The organism is Pantoea sp. X-Soil-ISGK-259, assembly GCF_059730705.1.
The window spans coordinates 2,507,890-2,530,745 of the sequence record NZ_AP035986.1; the positions used below are offsets into that span (position 1 = coordinate 2,507,890).

Genomic DNA, 22,856 nt, shown 5'->3' on the forward strand with positions numbered 1-22,856 from the left:
GCTTTCATTGCAATGGGAACAATCGTTTCATCGACATTACATCCCGCCGCGGGCTATTCCAGGCCGGATGGCAGCAGGTTATGCGGTGAACAGGTTACCCTGGTTTATGAATGACTCATCAAAATGAATACGGTAAATGACGATGAATGATGCCGGATTAATTCCTGTCACGATCAAGGCGATCGGCGAAAATGGTAAAGGAAATATTTCACTGCAACTTATTGCGCAGGACGGTGGATTATTACCGCCCTGGTTACCCGGTGCGCACATTGACCTTTTCATTCCTGAAATTGGCCCGCGCCAGTATTCTCTCTGCAACGAAAATCACAGCGGGGAATATTATGAAATCTGCGTAAAACTGGCAGACAACGCGACCGGCGGGTCGCACTTTATTCATCATCATTTCAGTGCTAACGACACACTCAATATCTCGATGCCACGTAACCATTTCCCTCTGCCAGCCGCCGGGCGCTATCTGTTATTTGCCGGAGGAATTGGCATTACGCCACTGCTGGCGATGGCGGAACAGATTTCTCGGCAAGGCATTGAATTTGAACTGCACTACTACATTTCGGGCCTGGATAAAGCGGCGTATATACCGCGTCTCACAGCACCTTCACTGGCAAGAAATCTCTTTTTACATGACAGCAGCGCAAACGATTCCCTGCGGCACACGACGCCGCTGAGCCTGTGTCAGCCGGATGCCAATACGCAGGTGATGGCCTGTGGCCCGGATGGGTTTATTAAGCGCCTTGAAGAGATTATGTACACGCACCACTGGCATAAGAATCAATTATCTTTTGAGCGATTCAGCAATAACACTATAAACAAAAATAACGCCAACTCTGAATTTCACATTGAGCTGAAATCCAGCGGAAAACGTTATTTAGTTGGTTCAGACCAAAGCATTGCAGAAGTCTTATTGAGTGCCAGAGTCGATATTATGCTGTCGTGCGAACAGGGTATTTGCGGCTCATGCATTACGGATGTCATCGACGGTATTCCCGATCACCGCGACTGCGTGCTGACAGAAGAAGAGAAAGCGGAGAACACGCAGATTACGCTGTGCTGTTCGCGCGCTAAGAGTCCTGTTCTGGTCCTGGACCTGTAATGCCAACGCGGAGCCTCAATATGAACTTTCCTTCTTTTGCCTCACCGTTAAACGGCATTGCCAACGTTCGCCTTCCCGCCTGGCTGCTTCCTGCCGGGTGGCCTGAGGAGGCAGGTGAACCGGTGACGGCAGATCTGCGCGTTGAGGCAGGCAAAATAACTTCCATGACGCCTTTTCAGCCCGACCAGAATGATTTGTGGGACGCACAGGGCATGCTGGCGCTGCCAGGTCTGCTCGAACCTCATGCGCATCTTGATAAAACCTTCACCATTGGTCGCAGCCGTCCCCTAAAACCCGGTCTGCTGGCCGCGATTGAAACCCTGCATGAGGATCGCCGGCACTGGACCACGGCAGATCTTCATCAGCGTGCCCGACAGGGAATGGCATGGGCCGCCGCCAACGGCGTAACCCGCCTGCGCACCCATATTGACTGGTTCGATGCCACGCCGCCGCTGGCCTGGACGGCACTGGCCACTATCACACAACCCGGCGTCATGCTGGAACGGGTGGCGCTGGTCCCGCTGACTCTTTTTGCCGACAGCGAGGCCGCTGACCGCATCGCCGCTGCGGTGGCGCAAAGCGGGAACCACTGCCTGCTGGGTGGATTTATCCACTCATCCAACTGGAATCCGGCCGCCATGACCAACCTGATGCGCAGTGCCTCGCGCTGGCAACTGAATCTGGATTTGCATATCGATGAAGAGCTCTCGCCGGTGGCACACGGCCTGAGCTGGCTGGCGCATTACCTGTCAGAAAATAGATTCAGCGGCCATATCTGTTGCAGCCATGGCTGCGCGCTGGCCTCCGGCAGTGAACATCAGGCAGTGGAGGTCCTGCGTTTGCTGGCGGAGCAGCGCGTCACGCTGATTGCACTGCCGATGACCAACCTGCTGTTGCAGGACGCCGTCACCGGCCGTACGCCACGACAGCGCGGCATAACGCTGCTGAAAGAGGCGCAGGCGGCAGGCGTTCCGGTGCTGCTCGGTTGCGATAACGTGCAGGACGCTTTTTGTCCGGCCGGCAGCTACGACCCGCTGGATACGCTGGCCTGTGCCCTGTTCGCACTGCAGCTGGATAACGTTTTTGACTGGCAGTCGCGACTGATCTGCGATGTCGCCGCGCTGAGCGGTGATGCACCGCCCGGCCTGCCACTCGCACCTGGCAGCGATGCCACGCTGATTCTCTTTCCAGGCAGCGACAGCCTGACCTGGCCTTTAAACAGCGCAGCCCGGCTGGTTTTCCACCATGGCAGGCTTGCCCACCAACGTACCTGGAATCCGGAGTTATCCCATGAGTCTTGAAGCGGGTGCGGGTAAACCGCTCGCCAACTATGCCGCGTGGCGCCGCGCGGGCGATTTTGTTTTTCTCTCGGGCGTGATTCCGGTTAATCCGCAGAGCGGGACCATCGTGCGCGGCTTTCAGGATATCCCCGCCGAAGCACGCCTGCTGTTGGGTGAAACCGGCGAATTCTCGACTGATATCAAACAGGGGCCGATCCTCGCCCAGAGCTGGTATGTGCTCGAAAGTATCCGCCACATCATTGAAGACGCCGGCGGGCAGATGAGTGATGTGATCAAGCTGGTGCAGTACTTTCGCAATCTTGATCATTTCCCCTATTACAGCCGGGTCAGAAAGCTTTTTTATCCCGGTCAACCGCCGGTTTCTACCGTGGTTCAGGTCAGCGAAATGCTGCCCTGCGCCGACGTGCTGATTGAAGTGGAAGCCACCGCCTGGTTACCCCAGTCCCGCTAACCCTGACAAGTCCGAACACGAGGCAGAGCATGATTAACGGCTATATTCCCGCAGAACGTTTTCTCCCTTTTCTGAGCTGGACAGCTATCGCTGCTCTGCCCGACAAGGCTAACACCGTGATTGTCTTACCGACCGGCGCCATCGAACAGCATGGCCCGCATCTGCCGTGTTCGGTGGACAGCGTGATTTCCTCCGGCGTCGCGGGTCACGCACTGGCGCGGCTTCCGGAAGAGATTCCGGCCTTCGCGATTCCGCCCATTACTTACGGCAAGTCGGACGAGCATCTGAACTTCCCCGGCACGCTGACCCTGACCGGCGACACGCTGTTGCAGACGGTGCTGGAAATTGCCGAATCGCTCTACCGCGCCGGGTTCCGCAAACTGCTGATGATCAATGGGCACGGCGGACAGCCGCAGGTGCTGCAAATGGCCTCGCGGGAAATGCGCCTGCGTCACGGGGACATGATCATGATCCCGCACGACGTGTTCCGCGTGCCTAACGTGGAAAATCAGTTCCTGAGTGCGCAGGAGCAGAAAATGGCGATGCATGCCGGTCACAGCGAAACGGCAGTGATGCTGGCTCTGGCACCGGAATGCGTTCACATGGAGCACGCGGTCGCCAATTATCCGCCGGCGTTTCCCTGTCCGACGCTGTCATCTGGCCGCCCTGTCGCCGCCTGGGCTTCTTATGATTTTGGTCCGAGCGGCGTAATCGGCGATCCGATTGGCGCAACCGCCGAACAGGGGCACGCGATCCTCGATTCGCTGGCGGCAAGCTGGGCGCAGGCGATCACGGAGATCCACCTGATGGAATGGACAGTCCGCAGCGAACCCACCTGGGGTAAACACCACTGGAACGGCTTTGTGCAAACCCGCTTCACTCCTCCTTCGTCTTCTCTGGCCTCTGAATAAAGGAATTCTCAAGATGAAACTACGGCGTTCACCCACTTACACCCTGCTGGCTCTGCTGCTGAGCGGCGTTTCGGCCAGTTCAATGGCGGAAGAGAAATTCACGTTCCTGACCAACTGGTACGCGCAGGCGGAGCATGGCGGATTTTACGAGGCGCAGGCTAAAGGGTTGTACAAAACCGCCGGTCTGGATGTCAGCATTAAAATGGGCGGCCCGCAGGTTAACGTGATGCAACTGATGGCCGCTGGTCAGGCGGACTGTACGCTCGGCGACAATGGCCAGGCGCTGGAAACCTGGCAGGCTGGCGTGCATGCGGTGACCGTGGCGACGGTGTTCCAGCATTCGCCGACGGTGTTTATCAGCCACGATAAAGTCGGGGCCGGCGAGCAACTGAAAGACAAAACCTTTTTGCTGGCGACCGAGGCGTATACCTCATTCTGGCCCTGGGCGAAAAGTGAACTGGGGCTGGGTAACGCCAAAGTCCGGCCCTACACCTTCAGCGTGCAGCCGTTTCTTGCGGACAATAATCTGGTACAGCAGGGTTATGTGACTTCCGAGCCGTTCTCAATCGAGAAAGGTGGCAAACCGTTCTATGTCTACATGCTTAGCGACTGGGGATATCCGCCTTACGGCAACTCCATTATCTGCATGGCCGACACTGTCAAAAAACGCCCGGCAGCCGTGGCGGCGTTCGTGAAAGCCTCCATGCAGGGCTGGAAGGAATATCTGCAGGACCCCGCCGCGGGCAACGCGCTCATTACCCAGGCTAACCCGCGTATGGGCGCCGACCAGATTGCCTTTGGCATTGCGCAGATGAAGAAGTATGCGCTGGTGACGGGTGGCGACGCGCAAACCGGCGGTATCGGCATCATCACTGAACCTCGTCTGAAAAAGACATGGGAGATGCTGGTCAAAAATAAACTCATCGACGCGGATAAAGTGCCGTTTGCGCAGACCTATACCCTCGACATGATTAAAGACGCGAAGGTTATGCCATGAATTCAGCCCCGAAACTCACCGTGATGAGCGATGTCCGCTCAGTTATTTCTCCAACCGTTCCGGCTATCGAGGTGTTGTCGGCGGAGAAAATTTACAGCAACGGCACCCGCGCGCTTCTGCCGGTCAATCTGACCATTAATCAGGGCGAATTTGTCACGCTGCTCGGCCCGTCGGGCTGCGGCAAAAGTACGCTGTTAAAAATGGTTGCCGGTCTGGTGGAACCCAGCGACGGCAAGCTGATGCTGTGGCGCCGCGAAAGTCGTGAAAAAGCGCAGGTTCCGCTCTCTTTCGTGTTTCAGGAAGCCACGCTGATGCCGTGGAGTAATGTGCAGAACAACGTGCGCTTGCCGCTGGATCTGGCAGGCGTACCCCGCGCTGAAGCCAATACCCGCGTCAGTGAAGCGCTGGAACTGGTGGGGCTTGGCAAATTTGCCAACGTCCTGCCTCGCGAACTGTCAGGCGGCATGCAGATGCGCGTGTCGATTGCCCGCGGCCTGGTCACGCGCCCGAAGCTGCTGCTGATGGATGAACCTTTCGGCGCGCTCGACGAAATCACCCGCAACAAACTCGACAGCGACCTTCTGCGCCTGTGGCGGGAACAGGGACTGACGGTCGTGTTCGTCACTCACTCGATCCACGAAGCGGTGTTCCTGTCGCAGCGGGTGATCATGATGGCCGCGCGTCCGGGGCGCGTGGTGGAAGATATCGCCATCAACGAACCTTTTCCGCGCAGCGAAGATTTCCGCGTCAGTCCGGCATTTTCACGCTATGCGAAGCAGTTGCAGGACAGCCTGCTGCAAGCCAGCCAATCGGGTATGGAGTAACGGTATGAAAACGCAAAATGCTTCTCCGTGGATCAACAACCCCACGTTTCGCAAAGTGCTCTATCCGGCGGTAGTCGCCGTGGTGGTCATTTTGCTATGGCAAGGCTGGGTGAGCTATTTCAACATCCCTCAGTTTCTGGTGCCGTCACCGGTGGTGATGCTGCAAAGCCTGTGGACACATTGCGGTTCGCTGATGACGTCGCTGCTGTTCACCCTGAAAATCACCCTGATTTCATTTTTACTGTCGATTGTCATCGGTGCAGTCGTGGCGTTCGTACTGGTACAGAACCGCTTTATTGAAACCGCGCTGTTTCCCTACATCGTGTTCCTGCAGGTGACGCCGATCGTCGCCATCGCGCCGTTGATCATCATCTGGGTCAAAGACACCACATTGTCGCTGGTGGTGTGTTCAACGCTGATGGCGGTGTTCCCGATTATTTCCAATACCACACAGGGGCTTCGCAGCGTATCGCCGGGGCTGCTGAGCTATTTTCAGCTGAATCACGCCAGCCGTCTGCAAATCCTCATTCGCCTGCGCATTCCCTCCGCTCTGCCCTATTTCTTCGGCGCACTGCGCATTTCCAGCGGTCTGTCACTGATTGGTGCGGTGGTGGCTGAGTTTGTGGCCGGCACCGGCGGCAATAATACCGGCCTGGCCTACCAGATATTGCAGGCTGGCTATCAGTTGGACATCCCGCTGATGTTTGCCGCTCTGCTGCTTATTTCACTCACCGGCATTGCACTCTTTGGCGCGATGTCCTGGATTTCCCGACGCGTGCTGAGTGCCTGGCATGAAAGCGAAGCCGTGCAATCTCATTAACCTCATTCATCTTTAGGCAGGAAGATTATGGACAGTGAACAACGTCAACAGGCGCTCGCCCTGATTCTGCAGGCGCTACCTGATCTGGACTGGACTTTACAGGCGCCGAAGGTCAAACGCCTTTCCCGTGATTTTCACTGGTTCAGCCCGGTGCTTAAGCGGCAACTGGAAGACAAACAGGCCGATGCCGTGGTCAGGCCGCGCAGCGAAGAAGAGCTGAGATTACTGGTGAAAGCCTGTGTTCAGCATCAGTTGCCGCTGATCCTGCGCGGCGGCGCGACCGGCAACTACGGCCAGCTGGTGCCACTGGAGGGCGGCATTCTGGTCGATATGACCGGATTCAATCAGGTATGTGAACTGGGCAACGGCGTGGTACGGGCGCAGGCTGGGATCCGGCTGGCGGAGATTGAAACCCTGACCCGGCCAACAGGATGGGAACTGCGCTGCATGCCTTCCACCTACCGGCTCGCCAGTCTGGGCGGCCTTTACGGCGGCGGATTTGGCGGTATCGGCTCCATTAACTACGGCCCACTCGGCGCGCCCGGCAATGTGCTCAGCGTAAAAGTCATGACGATGGAAGCCGAACCACGCATTCTGCAGGTGCCCGCGCCACAGGCATTGCTGCTGCATCATGCCTATGGCAGCAACGGTATTGTGCTTGAGGTGGCGCTGGCACTGGCACCGGTCCATCAGTGGATTGAGAGGCTGGACGTGTTTGATGATTTCACCGACGCGCTGGATTATGCCAATGCCTTTGCCCGTTCGCCGGGGCTGGCAAAACGCCAGCTCGCGCTGTTCGCCGCGCCAATCCCCTCTTATTTCAGTCACCTGAACGGACGCTATCAGGCCAGCCAGCATGCGGTAATCAGTGTGATCGCGCAGGAAAGCGAAGGATTTTGCGCGCATCTGCTGGAAAAATACCGCGGTCAGAGCGCCCTGCGCCAGCCGGCCGACGAAGCGCGTGAGGCTAACGCGTCTCTGATGGAGTATTGCTGGAACCACACCACGCTGCACGCACTTAAAGTTGACAGCTCTCTGACATATTTACAGACAGCGTTTAATCACACCTGTTATCGTCAGCAGATTATCGATATGGCAGCGTTGTTCGGTGATGAGGTTATTTCGCATATTGAATTCCTGCGTGACAATGATGGCAACATTACCGCAAGCGGTTTGCAACTTGTGCGTTATTCAACTGAAGAAAGACTGAATGAAATAATGACAACCTTCCGTGACAATGACGTAAAAATAAATAACCCACATGTTTATCATATTGAGGATGGTAAACAGGGAGAAATTAAACCTGACGTCGTTTCTGTTAAAAAGTGTCTTGATCCTGAAGGATTACTTAACCCCGGCAAGCTCAGAGGCTGGGCGGAACGCGACAACCTCGTATTAGATAAAGACCCTCTGTTATTAATCATTAAATAATAATAATCCTCCCCACTTCTGGTGACAGAAACAGAGGCGGGGCGGCGATTGCCTGTGTGTGCCCTTAAATAAAAGTTACCGGCAGTTGTTCTGCCAGGCAACTCTGTTACTTTTTGACAGGATGGCACTAATGAGAAATAACCTATTCAGCGTTACGCTGAAGTTGAGCGCTATTGGTGTCGGATTTTCAATTCGCACCTGTCCACCAGCGCGATGAAATTTCAACTCAGCAGGTGCTTTCTCGATCGCGGGTGTGAGTCCTGCCGGGCGGAGAAATAATTTGATCCGTGTGACGACTGCCAGCATGAGCATGTTTTTCCCTTCCATTTTCTTTTTATCCACGGAAGGAATGGCTTTGGTATTGAAGTAATAAAGTGTTTCACGGTCGGGCGCAGCTGGCGCGCCAACATACATCAGACGAAGGGTGTTCTCATTACCCGGCCCACTGACATACAGCGGCGGGGTAACAACAAAATCCTGACTTTTTTGGTCATCCGACTGTTCAACCCAGGACTGCACCAGAAAACTGCTGTCTTCAGATGTATTGCGCACAGACATACTGACCTGCTTCTGGTCTGCCGGATAAATAATGCGGGTGCCTCCCAGCATTATTCCGCCTGCACTTGTCAGAGAAGGCAGCAGACACGCAGTGGAGATAAAGAGGGTAAATAAGGTGTTTCGTAACATATGGCCCGGCATCGTTCGTTCCTCTGATAACAGTAAGGCGTGTGTCCGCGATAAGGGTGTCGCGGACACTGTGACGTTACGGTTACTGATAGTTCACCGTGAAGTTGACAGAACTGTTTGCCGCACCCGCAGTGACACCCGTTTTAGCGGTTGCCACATACGTTGCCGTGAATGGAATTTCGTTTTCACCCACCAGGATGTTGCTGGCTTCAGTGCTGGCAGTACCATTAACATGCACAGCCTTATTCGCCTGCATAATCTGAATACCGACGTTTTTGGCTGGCTGCTGACCCGCATCATTTGCTGTCACCTGCAGCGTGGTGGCGTCTACTGTTGGACCCGTGAAGGTGATGGATGCTTTGGTGTAGTTTTTCTTCTCCGCAGGTGCGCCTGCCTGAGGGGATAAATCACAGCCAATCAGCTTGATGCTGAAAGGCACGGCAGAACCGGTTGATCCTTTTTTGGGTAACTGGTTCGTCGCAATCTGTCCCAACGGAACATTCTGACCATTCGTTGAGAGAACTGAATAGCGCGCTTTGCGCTAACAATCAGATTGATTTGTGCCGTACCTCAATGACGGCAATTATTATCAGACAGGCGGCGACTCGCAATATTCAGCTATAAAAATTGCGTTTATAGATTTTTATTCCATGGAATAACTAACGTATAAAATACTGAAAATTTTATTTCTGCATGCCTGAGCCGATTAGGGATGGAACTAAAGAATGGAGGGGGAATGTAGGATAACGTTCAGACCATACTGAATTTTTAGTGAGATCACTAATTTTATTAGTCGATAACTGAATACGGTCTGAGATAAAAATCAGCGTAATTTTTCGGTGACACCTGACTAACCTTAATGTGATTTAAATTTTAAACAAACTAATCACTGTCACATCAATCTGAAGGCATGAATAATATCTGTAAGAATGTTTAGCAGAGTGGTTGGAAAGGGGAATCTGCGTAAATACGGAGTCATTCAGGATGAAGATGATCGCCTGACAGATAATGAAGATTCTCGACGGACGTGGGTGTTCATTCTTTGTTCCAGCGAGACAACCCCACCATATTAAGAGACGCTGGCGGGTTAACGCCTGGCACAGCTTCCTGTGATAATGCTGTGCCCGATAGCGTCAGGGCGTCGGCCGACTGTTTTTTGAAGAACTGCGGAGAATCAGGATTATTTTTTACGCCAGAAAAGAAAGGCAGCCAACGCTGTGAGCACGCCAATCAACGGCATTGTTCCCGCGCCGGCCAGAAAGTTATGCCGATCAATGGCATTCTCTTTTCTGATATTTGCAAAGCGCGCAGCGGCCTGCTTTTCATCAGGAGCACGCACTTCTTCAGCCTCTTTTATAAACCCCCGGACAAGCAACTCGCTGGCGCGGTTCATATCTGACCTTGCCAGGGCAATGGTCTGTTTTCCCTGCGTGTAGAAACAGTAATCTGGCATATTTTGTGCTCACTATTGAGAACCGGATTTCTACTTTATAGGATAGTGCGCGTGGCAAATAGCATTGCTCATGAATAAAGCTGTTTATATCTGACTGCTTAATCAAAACATTAGCAAAATCCTGCACTTTCCCTTTGTAAACCGTTATCGCTTTTGATCCATACTTTCATAAAATAATTTTGATCAGGATCAAATAAATACAATTCAACTCCATATAATTATAAATTTTTATTTTATTAATCAGAAGCTTGCAATCATGCCTGAAATTATTAGAAGGCAAATAATTTCAACATTAACAATAAAAAGCCAACTCATTAGCCCCTCATGCAATTATAAATAAAATTAAAGGTTATTTTCACCCTGACGATATAAAGATCATCTTTGGCATTATTTAACTTTTTTTCCTTTTCTTCTGCTTCTGAACCTCATTAAAGGTGAACCTCATGGGTCTTTCTCAACGTATCTCTGATATTAAAATCGGAAAAAAACTGGGTGCCGGCTTTATCGTCCTTATCGCTGCCTCGCTTGCCATTACCTTTATGGCTTTTGACTGTTTTCGCAGTATCAAAGACAACTCTGCCCGGCGCTCAATTACCGTGGAAATGGTTAACACCTTAGGCAAAGCACGTCTTAACCGTACCCTCTACCAGTACACCAAAGATCCCAAATTTGCGTCACAGAACGTTCAGGCCCTGAAGGATCTAGAAGCGCTTTATAAACGGCTGGATGGATTCAAATGGGATGAGATTGGTCAGCAGAAAGTCACCCTGATGGGACAGCTGCTCAATGACTATAAGAACCAGCGTGAGAAATTCGTGGCATCCGCGGAAACGACCTCCGCCGCTCTCAATGCGATTAAACCCGGTGCCCTGATCGGTTTTGCACATCAGTTTGAATCGCTCGATATGGCTCAGTCACCGGATGCGGCCCTTCCCGTCATGCATCTGGCTGCCGCACTGTTTGATGCCGCCAATGTTGAAAAAGCGTTTCTGGATAAACCCACAGAGACCAGCAGAGATGCGGTCCTGGAAGAATACACTGCGATTAATACGCTGAGTGAGCAGCTGGACATTTTTGCTCAGCCCACCATCAGTGATGGCACGCGAAACTTACTTAACACGCTTGCGCAGCAGCGCCAGGCTTTAACGCGCTATATCGATGCTTCAGAGAAAGAAAAAGGCGAATCTGCGAGCCTGACTGCTGCTGCTGAACGGCTCAATGCGGCAGTCTCTGACACCTTTGCGTTCCAGTCTCAGCTTTCTGCAGAGTTCATTAAACAGGCGGAGTGGCGTATTGCGTTTGCCGCGCTGATTTGTGCAATTCTGAGCCTGCTGATTGCCTGGCGGATCACCCGCAGCATTACGCAGCCCCTGAAAGAGACACTGAATGCCGCGCAGCGTATCGCCAGCGGGGATTTAACAACCTCGCTGAAAACCACGCGTGGCGATGAGTTGGGTCAGTTGATGCAGGCGGTAGATGCAATGAACATCAGCCTGCAGAACATCATCACCAACGTGCGCGATGGCGTCAGCAGCGTGGCGCGCGCTTCGGCAGAAATTGCCGCAGGCAACACCGACCTGTCATCGCGCACTGAACAGCAGTCTGCCGCCGTGGTTCAGACGGCTGCCAGTATGGAAGAGCTCTCCTCGACGGTGAAACAGAATGCGGAGAACGCCCACCATGCAAGTCAGCTGGCGACCGATGCGTCGGTGAATGCCGGACGCGGTGGTGAGATTATCCGTGATGTTATCGTCACCATGGACAGCATCAGCCAGAGTTCAGGGAAAATTGGCGAAATCATTCACGTCATCAATAGCATCTCTTTCCAGACTAACATCCTGGCACTCAACGCTGCCGTGGAAGCGGCTCGCGCCGGTGAACAGGGGCGCGGGTTTGCGGTGGTTGCAGGTGAAGTGAGAAATCTGGCCCAGCGCAGCTCGCTGGCCGCTAAAGAGATTGAAACGCTGATTCGCGAGTCACTTGACCGGGTGCAGGATGGCTCTGCGTTTGTTGAACGCGCCGGCACCACGATGAATGACATCGTTCGCTCAGTCAGTCAGGTTAAAGACATTATGGGTGAGATTGCTGCCGCATCTGACGAGCAAAACCGCGGCATTTCTCAGATTGCCACGGCCATGGCCGAAATGGATACCACCACGCAACAGAACGCCGCGCTGGTTGAAGAGTCTTCCGCTGCAGCCAGCTCTCTGGAGTCGCAGGCAGATGAACTGGAAAAAACAGTGGCTGTGTTCCGTCTCTCTGCCGTGCAAACCCGGACTCCGGTTCTGACGCCACGTTTAGTACCTGCTGTGCCTGTGGCGGCATCCGCAGACGCCAGCTGGGAGAGTTTTTAACCCTTAGCAACGCGTCAATCTGTTCTGCACGTTAATTCAGCCAGCCTTGTCACAACGAGGCTGGCTGAAATAGTCATTATCTTCAGACAACAAGACAGTCGATAAACAGAAAGCCTACAGCAACGGCCGCCGCAGGCACGACGTGAAGATGTTGAATATGATGGCAGCGATACAATCTGGCTGGACGGCGGGTGCGATGTGTCTCTCGCCTGATTTGTATCAGGCTGGCGGTTTGCAGGCAGAAAGGGATCTGGCAGATTGTAGTAGAAAGGGATAATGTCGCGATCACAGGTGCAGTTTTTGAGGGCAGGAGAAGTGTCGTCCCTGACATTATCTCCGGCCGGTATACGCTCTCGCGCAACCGTTGAGGTCGTCCGCTTCGTCGTTTTCCGGCCGGAGCCGGACTACGTCCACTGGCGTCAGTTCTATCGGGGCTAGTTCAGCTCTTCGTTCAGGCCTGCAAGCGTTCGCAGGTACGGCACCTGCTGCTGGGCAACCGCTGGTGACGTAAAACTACTCAGCCAGTTTCTGGCTTTGTCGATTTTCTCCAGTCGATCAGCGTTGCTTTCAGATTTCGCCATCAAACCCAGCTGAGTAAAGAGTGATGCGATACTGATTTCTTTCTCACCCAGGGCAAGGCTTAGTGCCGCTTCGCCAATAATGACGTGGCCTTTCTCGTCGTTTTGAATTAACACAGAAAATCCTCCATTTGGTACGAATTGATGACAACCTCACCAGAGACTGTAGTCGTTAAAGCGAGACTTGCCCGAATAAATCACTAAAAATCGTGCAAGTTGCTGTTCAAATGTACTAAAAGTTTTTTTCCGGATTGTTCTGTTTGTCTCTGTCACCGTTCCTGCCAGACTGACTGCCCTTATCAGCACTGGATGCAGCCATGAAACTTTCTGTTCTTCTCACGTTGTTAGCCGCGACGGTATGCTCAGTATTTGTTGCTCAGGCGGGGTTCGGAACGCATCAGGCCAGCCAGTCGCTCGCCACACAAAGCGGTGAAACCATTACGGGAGAATAAAGACCCGGTGAAATCTGCCGTCGTCGTCAGTGACCGGGCAATAGGTTATGATCTCCGGCCCTTTGTCTGCCGGTTGCACCATGTCTGCCATTATCGATACGTTTATCGCCCCACCCTGCTTTGATGAGATCACATTTCTCTTTCAGGATGCACATCTGCTGGTGATCAACAAACCCGGCGGATTGCTGAGCCTGTCAGGTAAAAATCCTCAAAATCTTGATTCGGTGCATCACCGGCTGGTCAGCCTTTTCCCTGGCTGCACGCTGGTGCATCGGCTCGACTTCGGCACATCCGGCCTGATGGTTGTTGCACGAAACAAGGCGATTAACGCCGCCCTCTGCCAGCAGTTCAGCCAGCGTAGCGTGAGCAAAACCTACCAGGCCCTGCTGTGCGGCCATCTGTCCGATGATGAGGGAGTCATTGATGCTGCCATCGCGAAAGATCCGGCGTTGTTTCCCCGGATGACGATATGCGCCATCAGGGGCAAACCCGCGCGGTCACGCTACCGGGTCACTGAACGCGGTTATTATCAGGGAAGTGAGGGAGACGCGTTGCCGGTCACGCGGGTTGAGCTGACGCCTGAAACCGGACGCACCCACCAGCTTCGTATTCACTGTCAGCAGCGGGGGCACCCGATTCTGGGCTGTGATCTTTACGGTGGGCTGTTGATGCCGGGCGCCCAACAGGCAGAAAGGCTGATGCTGCACGCCAGTGGGCTGACGTTTGTTCATCCTGTCAGCGGCGAGGTAATGCAACTCTCTGCCGCCAGCCCGTTCTGAGTGGGTCAGAATACAATTACCACATCAAATCATCAGGCACTTTGAAATCAGCATAAGGATCATCTTCGTCCTGTGCTTCTTCGCTTAATGCGCTGTTTAACACGATGGCGCTGGCATCACGCTGCGCAATTTTATCCGCTACGCTGGCCGGGATGATAGCGTACTGGCTCTCACCACTGGCGTCGGCAGCCAGGCGGGCAATGGCGAGACGACCATTAATCAGCTGCGTCTGCGTAGGCTTATCCACCATGATCTTTTTAATCAGGTTATTGTCGGTAAAGTTGAAGGTGATGTTGCCTTTTGCCACATCAATTTTGTTCATCTCCATCAACTGCTTGACCTGGGCTTTGTACTCTTTCGACAGCACAGCCAGCTTCTGCTGTTCGTTCAGCTGCTTATCCCGCTCAAGCTGCGCCTTTTTGTTGTCTTCCACCGCGGCTCTGGCTTCGCGCGCCTGAACCCGGGATTTTTTGGCTGTGCGCTGAACCTTGTCCATTTTTTTGCTGGATACCAATCCCGCTTTCAGCATCTGCTCTTGCAAGGTGAGTTTTGTCATTGTGATCTCTGAGTCGTCTCTGAAGCTGTGAAATTCTATCCGGGATTATACCTGCAATCGTCCGGCGCGTGCCAGGTTGCCGCATCTGCTGCGCCTGCGGTTGCAGGCAGCCACTCAACACTGTGCTAACATTCCCCGGTCAGAATCACTTTATTGAGCACCATGTCAGAACTAACAAAACGTAAAAATGACCCTGAAGGGCTGAAAAAACGCATCATTGCCGGCGCACTTAAGACGTTTGCAGAATTTGGTATGCAGGGTGCGCGGCTGGAGCAGATTGCTGAGCATGCGCAGACCACGAAACGCATGGTGGTCTATCACTTTGGCAGTAAAGAACAGCTTTATATCGACGTGCTGGAACAGGTTTATCAGCAGATACGTCAGCATGAAACGGGCCTTAACCTTGCGGCGATGGAGCCAGAGCTGGCTATGACACGGCTGGTGGAAGCCAGTTTTGATTACCATGTCGAGCATCCCGATTTTATCCGGCTGGTGTGCAGTGAGAACCTACTGCGCGGTCGCTATATTTCCCAGTCGGCGCAGATAAAAGCACTGAACCGCAGTGCGCTGGATCTGCTGGATGATATCCTGGCACGGGGTCAGCAACAGGGCGTGTTTACATCCGGCGTGCAGACCATTGATGTTCATCGCCTGATCAGTAGCATCTGCGTTCACCACGTTTCGAACCGTTATACTTTCAACGCTCTGTTTAGCCCTGATAATAGCGAAGCGGAGAGTATTCGCCGCAATCGTCAGCTGGCTGTCACCGCAACGTTACGTTACATCCGTAGATAATTACCGGCATTCCTGACTGCAATTGGCAATAGTCTACGCTTAGTGATACTTGTCTTTTAAATGCAATAATAAGGAATACTGTTGTGACCAGAGACGCACGCCTCTATCCGCTTCGTCAGACCCATATTAAACCCGATGATGATGCACTGTGGAACTGGGCGCAGAACGCGCAGATCGGTCGTCGTCAGCAGGTTCAGCGTCCCGCCAGTGAAGCGGAATTACAGACACTTCTTCGGGAGTCACGCGGTCAGATTCGGGTGATTGGCAGCAAGCTGTCGCCAGGCCGCATGCTGCACGTCGCTGATGATGATGTGCTGCTTGATCTCAGCGCACTGAGTGGCCAGCTCGCCAGCGATGAAGAGAGCGTGACCTTTGGTGGCGCGACCCCGCTTGAGCAGGTTTATCGCAGCCTGACCGAAATGAACCGCATGCTGGCATCTTCGCCAGGTGTGATAGCGATTCAGACGCTGGCCGGTGCGATGGCGACCGGCACGCACGGCCAGGGTTTGCAGCAGAGTTCGATTGCCGATGAGGCGCTGGCAATCCGGATGGTGCTGGCCGATGGCAGCGTGCGCGAATTTGTTCGTGGTGAAGCTGACTTCCCGGCCGCGCAGGTTTCTCTCGGGGCGCTGGGCATTGTTACTGCGGTAAAACTTAGTACGCAGCCGTTTCGCATTTTCACCTGCCACAAGAATGCCGTGTCCGCCGATACGCTTGAAGAGGATCTGTTGCGCTGGAACAACGACTATCCGCTGAGCAAAGCGTGGTGGTTTGTTGACGACAACCTGATGCACGTCTGGAACGCCCATGAAGCGAGTGCCGAAGAGCGTGAGCACTATGAAGCACAGGGTCGTCAGGTGGTGGAACATGAGGGTGAGGTTGATGAGAGTCTTAACGACACTATCGACCAGACGCTGGCGCATATGCATCGCGATACTCAGATTGAGGGCAAAGGGGGAAAACAGTTCCGCACCGTTACCCGTTTTCGTGATTTCACCGATGTTACCGGTGACATCTACCAGCTCTTCTGCCGTGGCATTGCAGTCCCCCAGATCAATGTGGAAATCGGCGTACCGCTGGCAAAAACGCCGGCCATTATTCGCCGGATCAAGCAGTGGTATGCCGAAAACCGTCCGCATATGCACTACCCGATTATCCTGCGCTGCACCGGCGCATCGTCAGCCTGGCTCAGCCCGGCAACTGACCAGCCCACCTGCTTTTTCGGCTTTGTCGTCTATTACGCCGATGATGGCTCGCTGTCTCAGGAAGGGCTGCACTTCCTGACTGAAGTGGAAAAATTGCTCGCCGAGGAGGGTGGACGCCCGCACTGGGGCAAGTATTACGACGAAGAACGCTACAACTGGCGTGAGATCTATCCGAAGTGGGACGCCTTCCGCGCCCTGCGCAGCCAGCTCGACCCGCAGGGCCGACTGGGTAACGACTACATCACGCCACTTTTTGACTGATTGAGGAAAGCTATGTTTGCCTGGGTAACGCTGTTAACACAACCCGATTATCTGGTGGGCGTGAAAGCGCTGCACCGTTCGCTGAAAGAGAGCCAGAGCCAGTGGCCGCTGGTGGTGATGACGACATCGGCGATTTCAGACGCTGACTGTCAGATTCTGCAAAATGAAGGCTGTGTGATTAAACCGGTCGATCCGCTCTATCCGCGTGACGATCTTGACCAGCATTACGCCTCGGCGCAGTTCGGTGAGGTCTGGACCAAGCTGCGCGCCTGGCAGCTCACCGATTATCAGCGCGTGGTGTTCCTGGATGCCGATATGCTGGTCCTTAAAAACATGGATGAGCTGTTTACGCTGGATCTGGGTGAAAACCCGCTGGCTGCCTGTCACGCCTGCCGCTGTAATCCCAACCAGATTGCCTCTTATCCGCCAGAATGGCAGCCAGAGCAGTGTCATTACACCTGGCAGGCACGCGGTGAGCAGGCGCCGGAGAGCGTCGACTATTATCTCAACGGCGGTTTTCTGGTGCTGAAGCCTGACAACGCAATGTTCGACGCACTGGAAAAACGTATTGCCGCCATTGATGATCTTAGCGCTTATCCTTTCTCTGAACAGGATCTGCTGAATGAAGTGTTCGCGGAACGCTGGAAACCGCTCTCTTATATCTACAATGCGTTAAAAACGCTGCCCTTCCAGCACCGTGGCCTCTGGCAGGATGATGAGGTGAAGAACCTGCACTATATTCTGGCGAAGCCGTGGAAACGCGATCTCAATCAGCCGGAGAGCCAGCGTGATCGGTTCTATGCGCTGGACAAGCTGTGGTGGGAAAAAAGCGGCTTGATCTGATTACGTCAGGGCGGGAAACCCAGGTTCCCGCCCTGCCCGACGGCATTCATTACCGCAGCGGCAATCTCTTCTCACCTGTGACGCTGCATTACACCGCGATCCAGCGACGCTGCTCTGCGGAGTGCGCAATCGCTTCCAGGACTTTCTGCACCTGCAATCCCTCTGCGAAATCGGGCCACATGCGATCACCCGCCGCGATACCATTGATCAGATCGCGGATTTCCACCGTTTTTTGATCGTTAAATCCGATGCCGTGCCCGGCTGAAACACAGAAGTTCGCGTAGTCCGGATGTGCCGGCCCGGTGAGGATGGTTTTAAATCCCTGACGCCCGGCGGGATCGTCATGCAGATAAAGCTCAAGCTCCGCCATACGCTCCTGGGTATACCGCAGTGTGCCTTTGGTGCCGGTGACGACGTACGTCAGCCCCATTTTTGCGCCACAGGCGATGCGTGAGGTTTCAATCACGCCATGTGCGCCATTCGAGAAGCGCAGCAGCGCGCTGGCCTGATCCTCGTTTTCAACCGGTAACTGCCGTTCAGGTGCTTTCGGGTCGGGCCGTGAGGTAATTACCGTCATCATGTCGCCGCTGACCTCTGCAATGTCACCGACCAGGTAGTGCGCCATATTGACGATATGCGCCGCCAGATCGCCCAGCGCACCCAGACCGGCCAGCGCTTTCTGACAGTGCCAGTCGAGCGGGGTTTCCGGTCTGGCGAGGTAATCTTCGTTGTGGGTGCCGTAGAAATGCACCACATCACCAATTTCGCCATTGGCAATGATCTCTTTTGCCAGCTGGCTGGTGGGGTTTTTCATATAGTTGAAGCCGACCAGCGTTTTTACCCCTGCGGCTTCAGCCGCCGCGACCATCTCCTGCGCGTCCGCCACGCTCAGCGACAGCGGCTTTTCTGAATAGACATGTTTGCCGTGGCGAATCGCCTCCAGCGCCATCTCTTTGTGCAGGAAGTTAGGCGCGCAGATATCCACCACATCAATCGCCGGATCGCTGACCAGCGCGCGCCAGTCACCGGTTGAACGCGCAAAACCAAAGGTTGCTGCCTGTCGGGCCGCCAGTTCAGGATTCACTTCGGCCAGCATCTCCCGCACGATTTCGCCTTTCAGCGCGAAGACGGTGGGTGCCTGGGCGTAGGCAATGGCGTGGCAACGCCCGATATAGCCGCTGCCGATCATGCCGATTCTGACTTTGTTCATGTCAACTCCGTATATTCTGTTCAGGATTGAAATGAAATCTACGTTTCGTTTCTGTTGCTGACAAAGCGAGAATAGAGACTTTGTGACGGCCGTAAAAAACTATCCGCTTAAATCATGCGCACAGCAGTCTGACAAGCGCTTTGCACCATCGGAACACCTCATAAACACCTCAGTTTTGCGTGCCTCTTTTTCCGCATGAATGCTCCTTGCAGCGCGTTCTGTCACGGCATAACACGCGATAGTGGCGACTATTTCAGCAGTCGCGCGAATTTATGAAAAAGAGCTTTGACATGCTCCGGCGTGGCCGTTACTATGCGCCCCGTTCAAACGATTCCTCTGTAGTTCAGTCGGTAGAACGGCGGACTGTTAATCCGTATGTCACTGGTTCGAGTCCAGTCAGAGGAGCCAAATTAGAAAAGCCTGCTTAGGAAACTAAGCGGGATTTTTGCTTTTTGGCGTCTTTGGAAATCTTTGCACGTTTCAGATCCAACAACGGAGTGCAAAAAGTCTTTCTGATGCGCTTCGTTCCCTCCTCCCGCCCGTCTGCTTGCCAGCACGAACAATCATATAGTCCCGATAATTGGACACCTGCCCGTCACAGAACTGAATACCCGACATTTCATCGATCTGCTGGAAGGGATCGAAAAAAAGGTTTGCGGGAAGTGGCGGCACGGACTAGACAGCATATGTGCAACCCCATATGTCATGCCATACATTTGGGGTTGATACAGCAAGAACCGGCGGCAAATCTGGACGGGATAATCGCCCCTCCCGTTAAACGCCGCTACCTTGCCCTTCCACTGGAACGACTGACGGAGCTGTTGACTCGTATTTAGGGCTATCAGCAAGGACGAGAATTAATCCGCCTGGCAATATCACTCATCCTGCATCTGTTCATCCATTTCAGCAAACTACGTTTCGCCCGCTGGTCTGAGATCGATTTCAGAAATAGAATCTGGACCATTCCTTCCACTCGCTAGGCCATCCCTAGTGTCCGCTATTCTGGGCGTGGTGCAAAAATGCGCACTCCACATATCGTTCCACTATCTTGTCAGTGTATTGCTATTCTGAAACAAATACCGGAAATATCCGGGCATCAGGTGTTGGTATTTCTAGGTGATCATAATCAGTATGTCGGAAGATCTCTAAAAGTGAATGGTCCGGTTAAGCGGGATACTTACAGAGGGTTGGGGGTTGGGGGTTGGGGGTTGGGGGTTGGGGGTTGGGGGTTGGATCGTTTTTGTATCATGACTTCTTTTACGACAAACCCCATTTGGACTTAAATGAAAGACATTGAATTTTTAAATTCAAAGTATTTCTTTCAAATTTAAGATGGCAAATACTAGAATAATTACTCTCTAAAACCACCATTACAGAACCATTCACTTTCAGCAAGGGCAGAGTAAATAGCTGTTTCCCAAGAATTAATACAATTACCTCTTCTACTACTTGCCTCTAACGAAAGATACTCCGCAACACTTTCAGCACCGCCATCGTTGTGAAGATCAGTAATTCTAATTATCAAATTAGATAAAAGAACACCTGATTGAGAAATATATAAATCATTTAACCCAAACGTTTTAAAGTGAAGTTTGATTCTTCTATTTAATACATCATCATACTCAGCAACGTCTTGTGTATAAAAACATACGGACATAGGATTTTTTTCTATAACTTCAGCAAAAAGCCACTGATATTCAGTAACATCGTCATAGTACGGATGAAGGGTCTGATTTTCTTTATGTGTAGGTATAATGTCTAACTTTTCTTTATTACAGTCAGAGCAGGATGGTATGAGATTAAATGGAATAACAACATGCTTTGAATAATTTGATTTCGGTAAATAATGATCTAGTGTTTTCACCTGCCTGTGCCCACATAGAGGGCACTGGTTGAATTTAGCGGATAACCGGAGTGTATTATAGATGGTCCTACCTGGTGATTTCAATTTTGCCATACGTTGCGTATAGACATTCTCCATTACCTTCTTTGTGATATCGCCATTAATATCTAATGATTGCGGGGTAAGATATATATCAGCTAGTCTACCGAGACTATCATACTCTTCTGCAGCATCAACAATTAGCTGTGAAATATTTTCAAGATTTCTTTTTAGTTCTACACTTCTAATTTTACTGATACACAAAGCATAAACATCTAATGAATTGCTAGTTGGCTTTGCTAACTTTTTCATTATTCCTTCCCTTTAGCATAAACTAAACCTTGCAAAATAATTTTTGCTTCAGAACCCAATTTGCCATCGAAACGATTTACTATCCCCCTAAAGTTAGCTGATGGATTGGCGTTAATTTCTCTCTTCAATAATGTATGAAATCCGGATTCGGTAACCTCAAGACCAAAGACATCATTAGTGAGTAACCCAACATTCTCTCCAAACGTTTCACTCTCGGGCCTCTCAGCTAAAGCCTCATTACCAAATCGCTTAATTTTCCATACACAAACCTTAGGTACCTCCTGAAGAATAATTGGAGAATGTGTAGCTATAATTGCTATCCCATTCTTGTATATTAATAATTCAGAAATCGCACGAATAAATGATGATAATAGAGGTGGATGTAAGTGTGCCTCTGGTTCATCCATTAAGACTAAAGTTTTCTCCTCCAAAACCTCAACAAGTTTGGTAATAGTTAGCAGTGTTATTGCATGTCCTGAGCTTAACTTTCTAAATTTATTTCTACATTCTCTTCTGAAATCCTCACCCTCATGAATATGACCATAATCCTCATATAAATTAAGTAGTTCATTTATATTTTGCTCGCTAAATAGAACATCAGACTCAAGTATATGTATATATCGCCACCATTCATCACCTTTTTCCCTTTTACAACACGCATATAAACTTTCAGCAAATTCATTCTCTAGCATCCTTTTACTTTTATGTGTTCCTATTTTACCACCAATGTTATTGGAGCGTTTAAGACCAATATATGAATATTTTATTCCTTTAGTTTTATCTTTCTCTTCTGGAAGTGGAGCAAATGGGTCAAATGCGCTAAACGCAACTGATACCACACCAGAAAAAAGATTATTAGCATCGTTGATATCTATCTGTTCATCGCTCTCATCAATTAAGTAAAATTTTGATGTTTGCTTAGCGTCTGATTTTGTTTGTAATAATGTACTTACCATTCTATTGAGTAAACTTGTTTTACCAACACCATTCGAACCAATGATAACATGCACGTTACTTGGAGGTGTAGAGTCTGGTACAACATGAAAATCCAAATCCGTTCTCAATGTATTTTTTATATTTTTAGAACCAAAGCCAAAATGAAATTCTGTAAGAATACTCCCACCATCTAATAATCTTCTGAATTGATTTTTTAGAACTGAAATACTCACATCTCTCAAAAGAGAATGCGTCATAACCTTTTCTTTCAAAGCTAAATCAAACATCTCATCATTATAAACAACATCTCTGAGACCTAAAAGAATTGATTCTTTTAATGAAGAAGAAAAATCCCGCACCTTTAAATAATAATCAACACTTTGGCCTACAGAAAAAAATTTATTTTTTAGTTTCGAAAACTCTCTTTCTATTTCAGTCCTAGTTTCATCCTGTCCAATATGGCCAATTTTTATTATACCAAGATCATGCCTTACTCCCTTCTCATCAAAAACAACCGCTTTAAAGCTTGTTCGAAAGCTAAAATCATCCCAATTATCATCTATTAAATACATAACTGGTTCATTCAAGCTTATAATAGGATGATTCCGTGATACATGTTTAAAATTCATGATACATTCCACTAAATAAACTATTATATAAAAATATTCCCTAAGGGTCTAGCAAGGGAAACCTGGGCGCCTTATTTT

The 22,856-nt window shown here is 51.4% G+C and carries 21 protein-coding genes, 1 tRNA gene and 2 pseudogenes; 16 read left to right on the forward strand and 8 right to left on the reverse strand.

The features are described from left to right. Positions 1-136 precede the first annotated feature (136 nt). From AC6I77_RS11960 to AC6I77_RS11995, 8 genes are read left to right on the forward strand one after another with little or no spacing between them, the layout of a single operon-like run. Entirely contained in the window at positions 137-1,111 is a 975-nt protein-coding gene (locus tag AC6I77_RS11960) for a PDR/VanB family oxidoreductase (protein ID WP_004571371.1), read from the forward strand. 20 nt (positions 1,112-1,131) lie between these two features. Then, positions 1,132-2,412 (forward strand): amidohydrolase family protein, encoded by a 1,281-nt coding sequence (locus AC6I77_RS11965; protein ID WP_192377731.1) that lies wholly within the window; start codon positions 1,132-1,134, stop codon positions 2,410-2,412. After that, positions 2,402-2,863, forward strand: coding sequence for a RidA family protein (locus AC6I77_RS11970; protein ID WP_008926002.1), 462 nt, complete (start codon positions 2,402-2,404; stop codon positions 2,861-2,863). Before AC6I77_RS11965 ends, AC6I77_RS11970 begins: the two co-directional genes overlap by 11 nt. A gap of 29 nt (positions 2,864-2,892) precedes the next feature. Continuing rightward, a complete protein-coding gene (locus tag AC6I77_RS11975) occupies positions 2,893-3,774 on the forward strand; it encodes a creatininase family protein (RefSeq protein WP_004571368.1) in 882 nt (293 codons plus the stop codon). Positions 3,775-3,787: 13 nt separating this feature from the next. Continuing rightward, a complete protein-coding gene (locus AC6I77_RS11980) occupies positions 3,788-4,771 on the forward strand; it encodes an ABC transporter substrate-binding protein (RefSeq protein WP_140033262.1) in 984 nt (327 codons plus the stop codon). Further along, positions 4,768-5,595 (forward strand): ABC transporter ATP-binding protein, encoded by an 828-nt coding sequence (locus tag AC6I77_RS11985; protein ID WP_004571366.1) that lies wholly within the window; start codon positions 4,768-4,770, stop codon positions 5,593-5,595. The genes AC6I77_RS11980 and AC6I77_RS11985 overlap by 4 nt, the downstream gene beginning before the upstream one ends. A gap of 4 nt (positions 5,596-5,599) precedes the next feature. Beyond that, the gene (locus AC6I77_RS11990; protein WP_004571365.1) at positions 5,600-6,415 is read left to right on the forward strand and encodes an ABC transporter permease; all 816 of its coding nucleotides are present in this window, start codon (positions 5,600-5,602) and stop codon (positions 6,413-6,415) included. Positions 6,416-6,442: 27 nt separating this feature from the next. After that, positions 6,443-7,846, forward strand: a complete 1,404-nt coding sequence (locus AC6I77_RS11995; RefSeq protein ID WP_182629515.1) for an FAD-binding oxidoreductase — start codon at positions 6,443-6,445, stop codon at positions 7,844-7,846. 75 nt (positions 7,847-7,921) lie between these two features. Here the strand turns inward: AC6I77_RS11995 and AC6I77_RS12000 are convergent, their stop codons facing one another. From AC6I77_RS12000 to AC6I77_RS12010, 3 genes and pseudogenes are all read right to left on the reverse strand, one after another. After that, the gene (locus tag AC6I77_RS12000; RefSeq protein ID WP_497816952.1) at positions 7,922-8,455 is read right to left on the reverse strand and encodes a fimbria/pilus periplasmic chaperone; all 534 of its coding nucleotides are present in this window, start codon (positions 8,453-8,455) and stop codon (positions 7,922-7,924) included. Positions 8,456-8,615: 160 nt separating this feature from the next. Continuing rightward, positions 8,616-9,035, reverse strand: a pseudogene (locus AC6I77_RS12005) (fimbrial protein); the annotation flags it as partial. 678 nt (positions 9,036-9,713) lie between these two features. Beyond that, a complete protein-coding gene (locus AC6I77_RS12010; RefSeq protein WP_140916221.1) occupies positions 9,714-9,986 on the reverse strand; it encodes a hypothetical protein in 273 nt (90 codons plus the stop codon). A 443-nt stretch (positions 9,987-10,429) separates the two neighbouring features. Here AC6I77_RS12010 and AC6I77_RS12015 point away from each other — a divergent pair, with 443 nt between their 5' ends. Next, a complete protein-coding gene (locus tag AC6I77_RS12015) occupies positions 10,430-12,340 on the forward strand; it encodes a methyl-accepting chemotaxis protein (RefSeq protein ID WP_140033259.1) in 1,911 nt (636 codons plus the stop codon). A gap of 434 nt (positions 12,341-12,774) precedes the next feature. On the opposite strand, the gene AC6I77_RS12020 is transcribed toward AC6I77_RS12015, so the two are convergent. Then, the gene (locus AC6I77_RS12020) at positions 12,775-13,035 is read right to left on the reverse strand and encodes a hypothetical protein (protein WP_004571361.1); all 261 of its coding nucleotides are present in this window, start codon (positions 13,033-13,035) and stop codon (positions 12,775-12,777) included. Between the two features lie 200 nt (positions 13,036-13,235). Between AC6I77_RS12020 and AC6I77_RS12025 the strand changes: the two genes are divergently transcribed. Continuing rightward, positions 13,236-13,370, forward strand: coding sequence for a hypothetical protein (locus AC6I77_RS12025; RefSeq protein ID WP_255348850.1), 135 nt, complete (start codon positions 13,236-13,238; stop codon positions 13,368-13,370). Positions 13,371-13,450: 80 nt separating this feature from the next. Continuing rightward, entirely contained in the window at positions 13,451-14,149 is a 699-nt protein-coding gene (locus tag AC6I77_RS12030; RefSeq protein ID WP_033762058.1) for an RluA family pseudouridine synthase, read from the forward strand. Between the two features lie 16 nt (positions 14,150-14,165). On the opposite strand, the gene AC6I77_RS12035 is transcribed toward AC6I77_RS12030, so the two are convergent. Further along, positions 14,166-14,705, reverse strand: a complete 540-nt coding sequence (locus tag AC6I77_RS12035; protein ID WP_497816953.1) for a DUF2058 domain-containing protein — start codon at positions 14,703-14,705, stop codon at positions 14,166-14,168. A gap of 162 nt (positions 14,706-14,867) precedes the next feature. Here AC6I77_RS12035 and AC6I77_RS12040 point away from each other — a divergent pair, with 162 nt between their 5' ends. From AC6I77_RS12040 to AC6I77_RS12050, 3 genes are all read left to right on the forward strand, one after another. Further along, a complete protein-coding gene (locus tag AC6I77_RS12040) occupies positions 14,868-15,500 on the forward strand; it encodes a TetR/AcrR family transcriptional regulator (RefSeq protein WP_497816954.1) in 633 nt (210 codons plus the stop codon). 83 nt (positions 15,501-15,583) lie between these two features. Then, positions 15,584-16,966, forward strand: a complete 1,383-nt coding sequence (locus tag AC6I77_RS12045; RefSeq protein WP_497816955.1) for a D-arabinono-1,4-lactone oxidase — start codon at positions 15,584-15,586, stop codon at positions 16,964-16,966. 12 nt (positions 16,967-16,978) lie between these two features. Further along, entirely contained in the window at positions 16,979-17,809 is an 831-nt protein-coding gene (locus tag AC6I77_RS12050) for a glycosyltransferase family 8 protein (RefSeq protein WP_004571356.1), read from the forward strand. Positions 17,810-17,897: 88 nt separating this feature from the next. Here the strand turns inward: AC6I77_RS12050 and AC6I77_RS12055 are convergent, their stop codons facing one another. Next, the gene (locus AC6I77_RS12055) at positions 17,898-19,019 is read right to left on the reverse strand and encodes a Gfo/Idh/MocA family protein (RefSeq protein WP_187513315.1); all 1,122 of its coding nucleotides are present in this window, start codon (positions 19,017-19,019) and stop codon (positions 17,898-17,900) included. 332 nt (positions 19,020-19,351) lie between these two features. Here AC6I77_RS12055 and AC6I77_RS12060 point away from each other — a divergent pair. Beyond that, positions 19,352-19,427, forward strand: a tRNA-Asn gene (locus AC6I77_RS12060). A gap of 129 nt (positions 19,428-19,556) precedes the next feature. Then, positions 19,557-20,152: pseudogene (locus AC6I77_RS12065) on the forward strand (tyrosine-type recombinase/integrase); the annotation flags it as partial. 218 nt (positions 20,153-20,370) lie between these two features. Here the strand turns inward: AC6I77_RS12065 and AC6I77_RS12070 are convergent. Together AC6I77_RS12070 and AC6I77_RS12075 are read right to left on the reverse strand one after the other, a co-directional pair. Beyond that, positions 20,371-21,213 (reverse strand): HNH endonuclease, encoded by an 843-nt coding sequence (locus AC6I77_RS12070; RefSeq protein ID WP_485525587.1) that lies wholly within the window; start codon positions 21,211-21,213, stop codon positions 20,371-20,373. Then, complete coding sequence (locus AC6I77_RS12075; RefSeq protein ID WP_497816956.1) at positions 21,213-22,778, reverse strand: AAA family ATPase; 1,566 nt, start codon at positions 22,776-22,778, stop codon at positions 21,213-21,215. The genes AC6I77_RS12070 and AC6I77_RS12075 overlap by 1 nt, the downstream gene beginning before the upstream one ends. Positions 22,779-22,856: the final 78 nt, after the last annotated feature.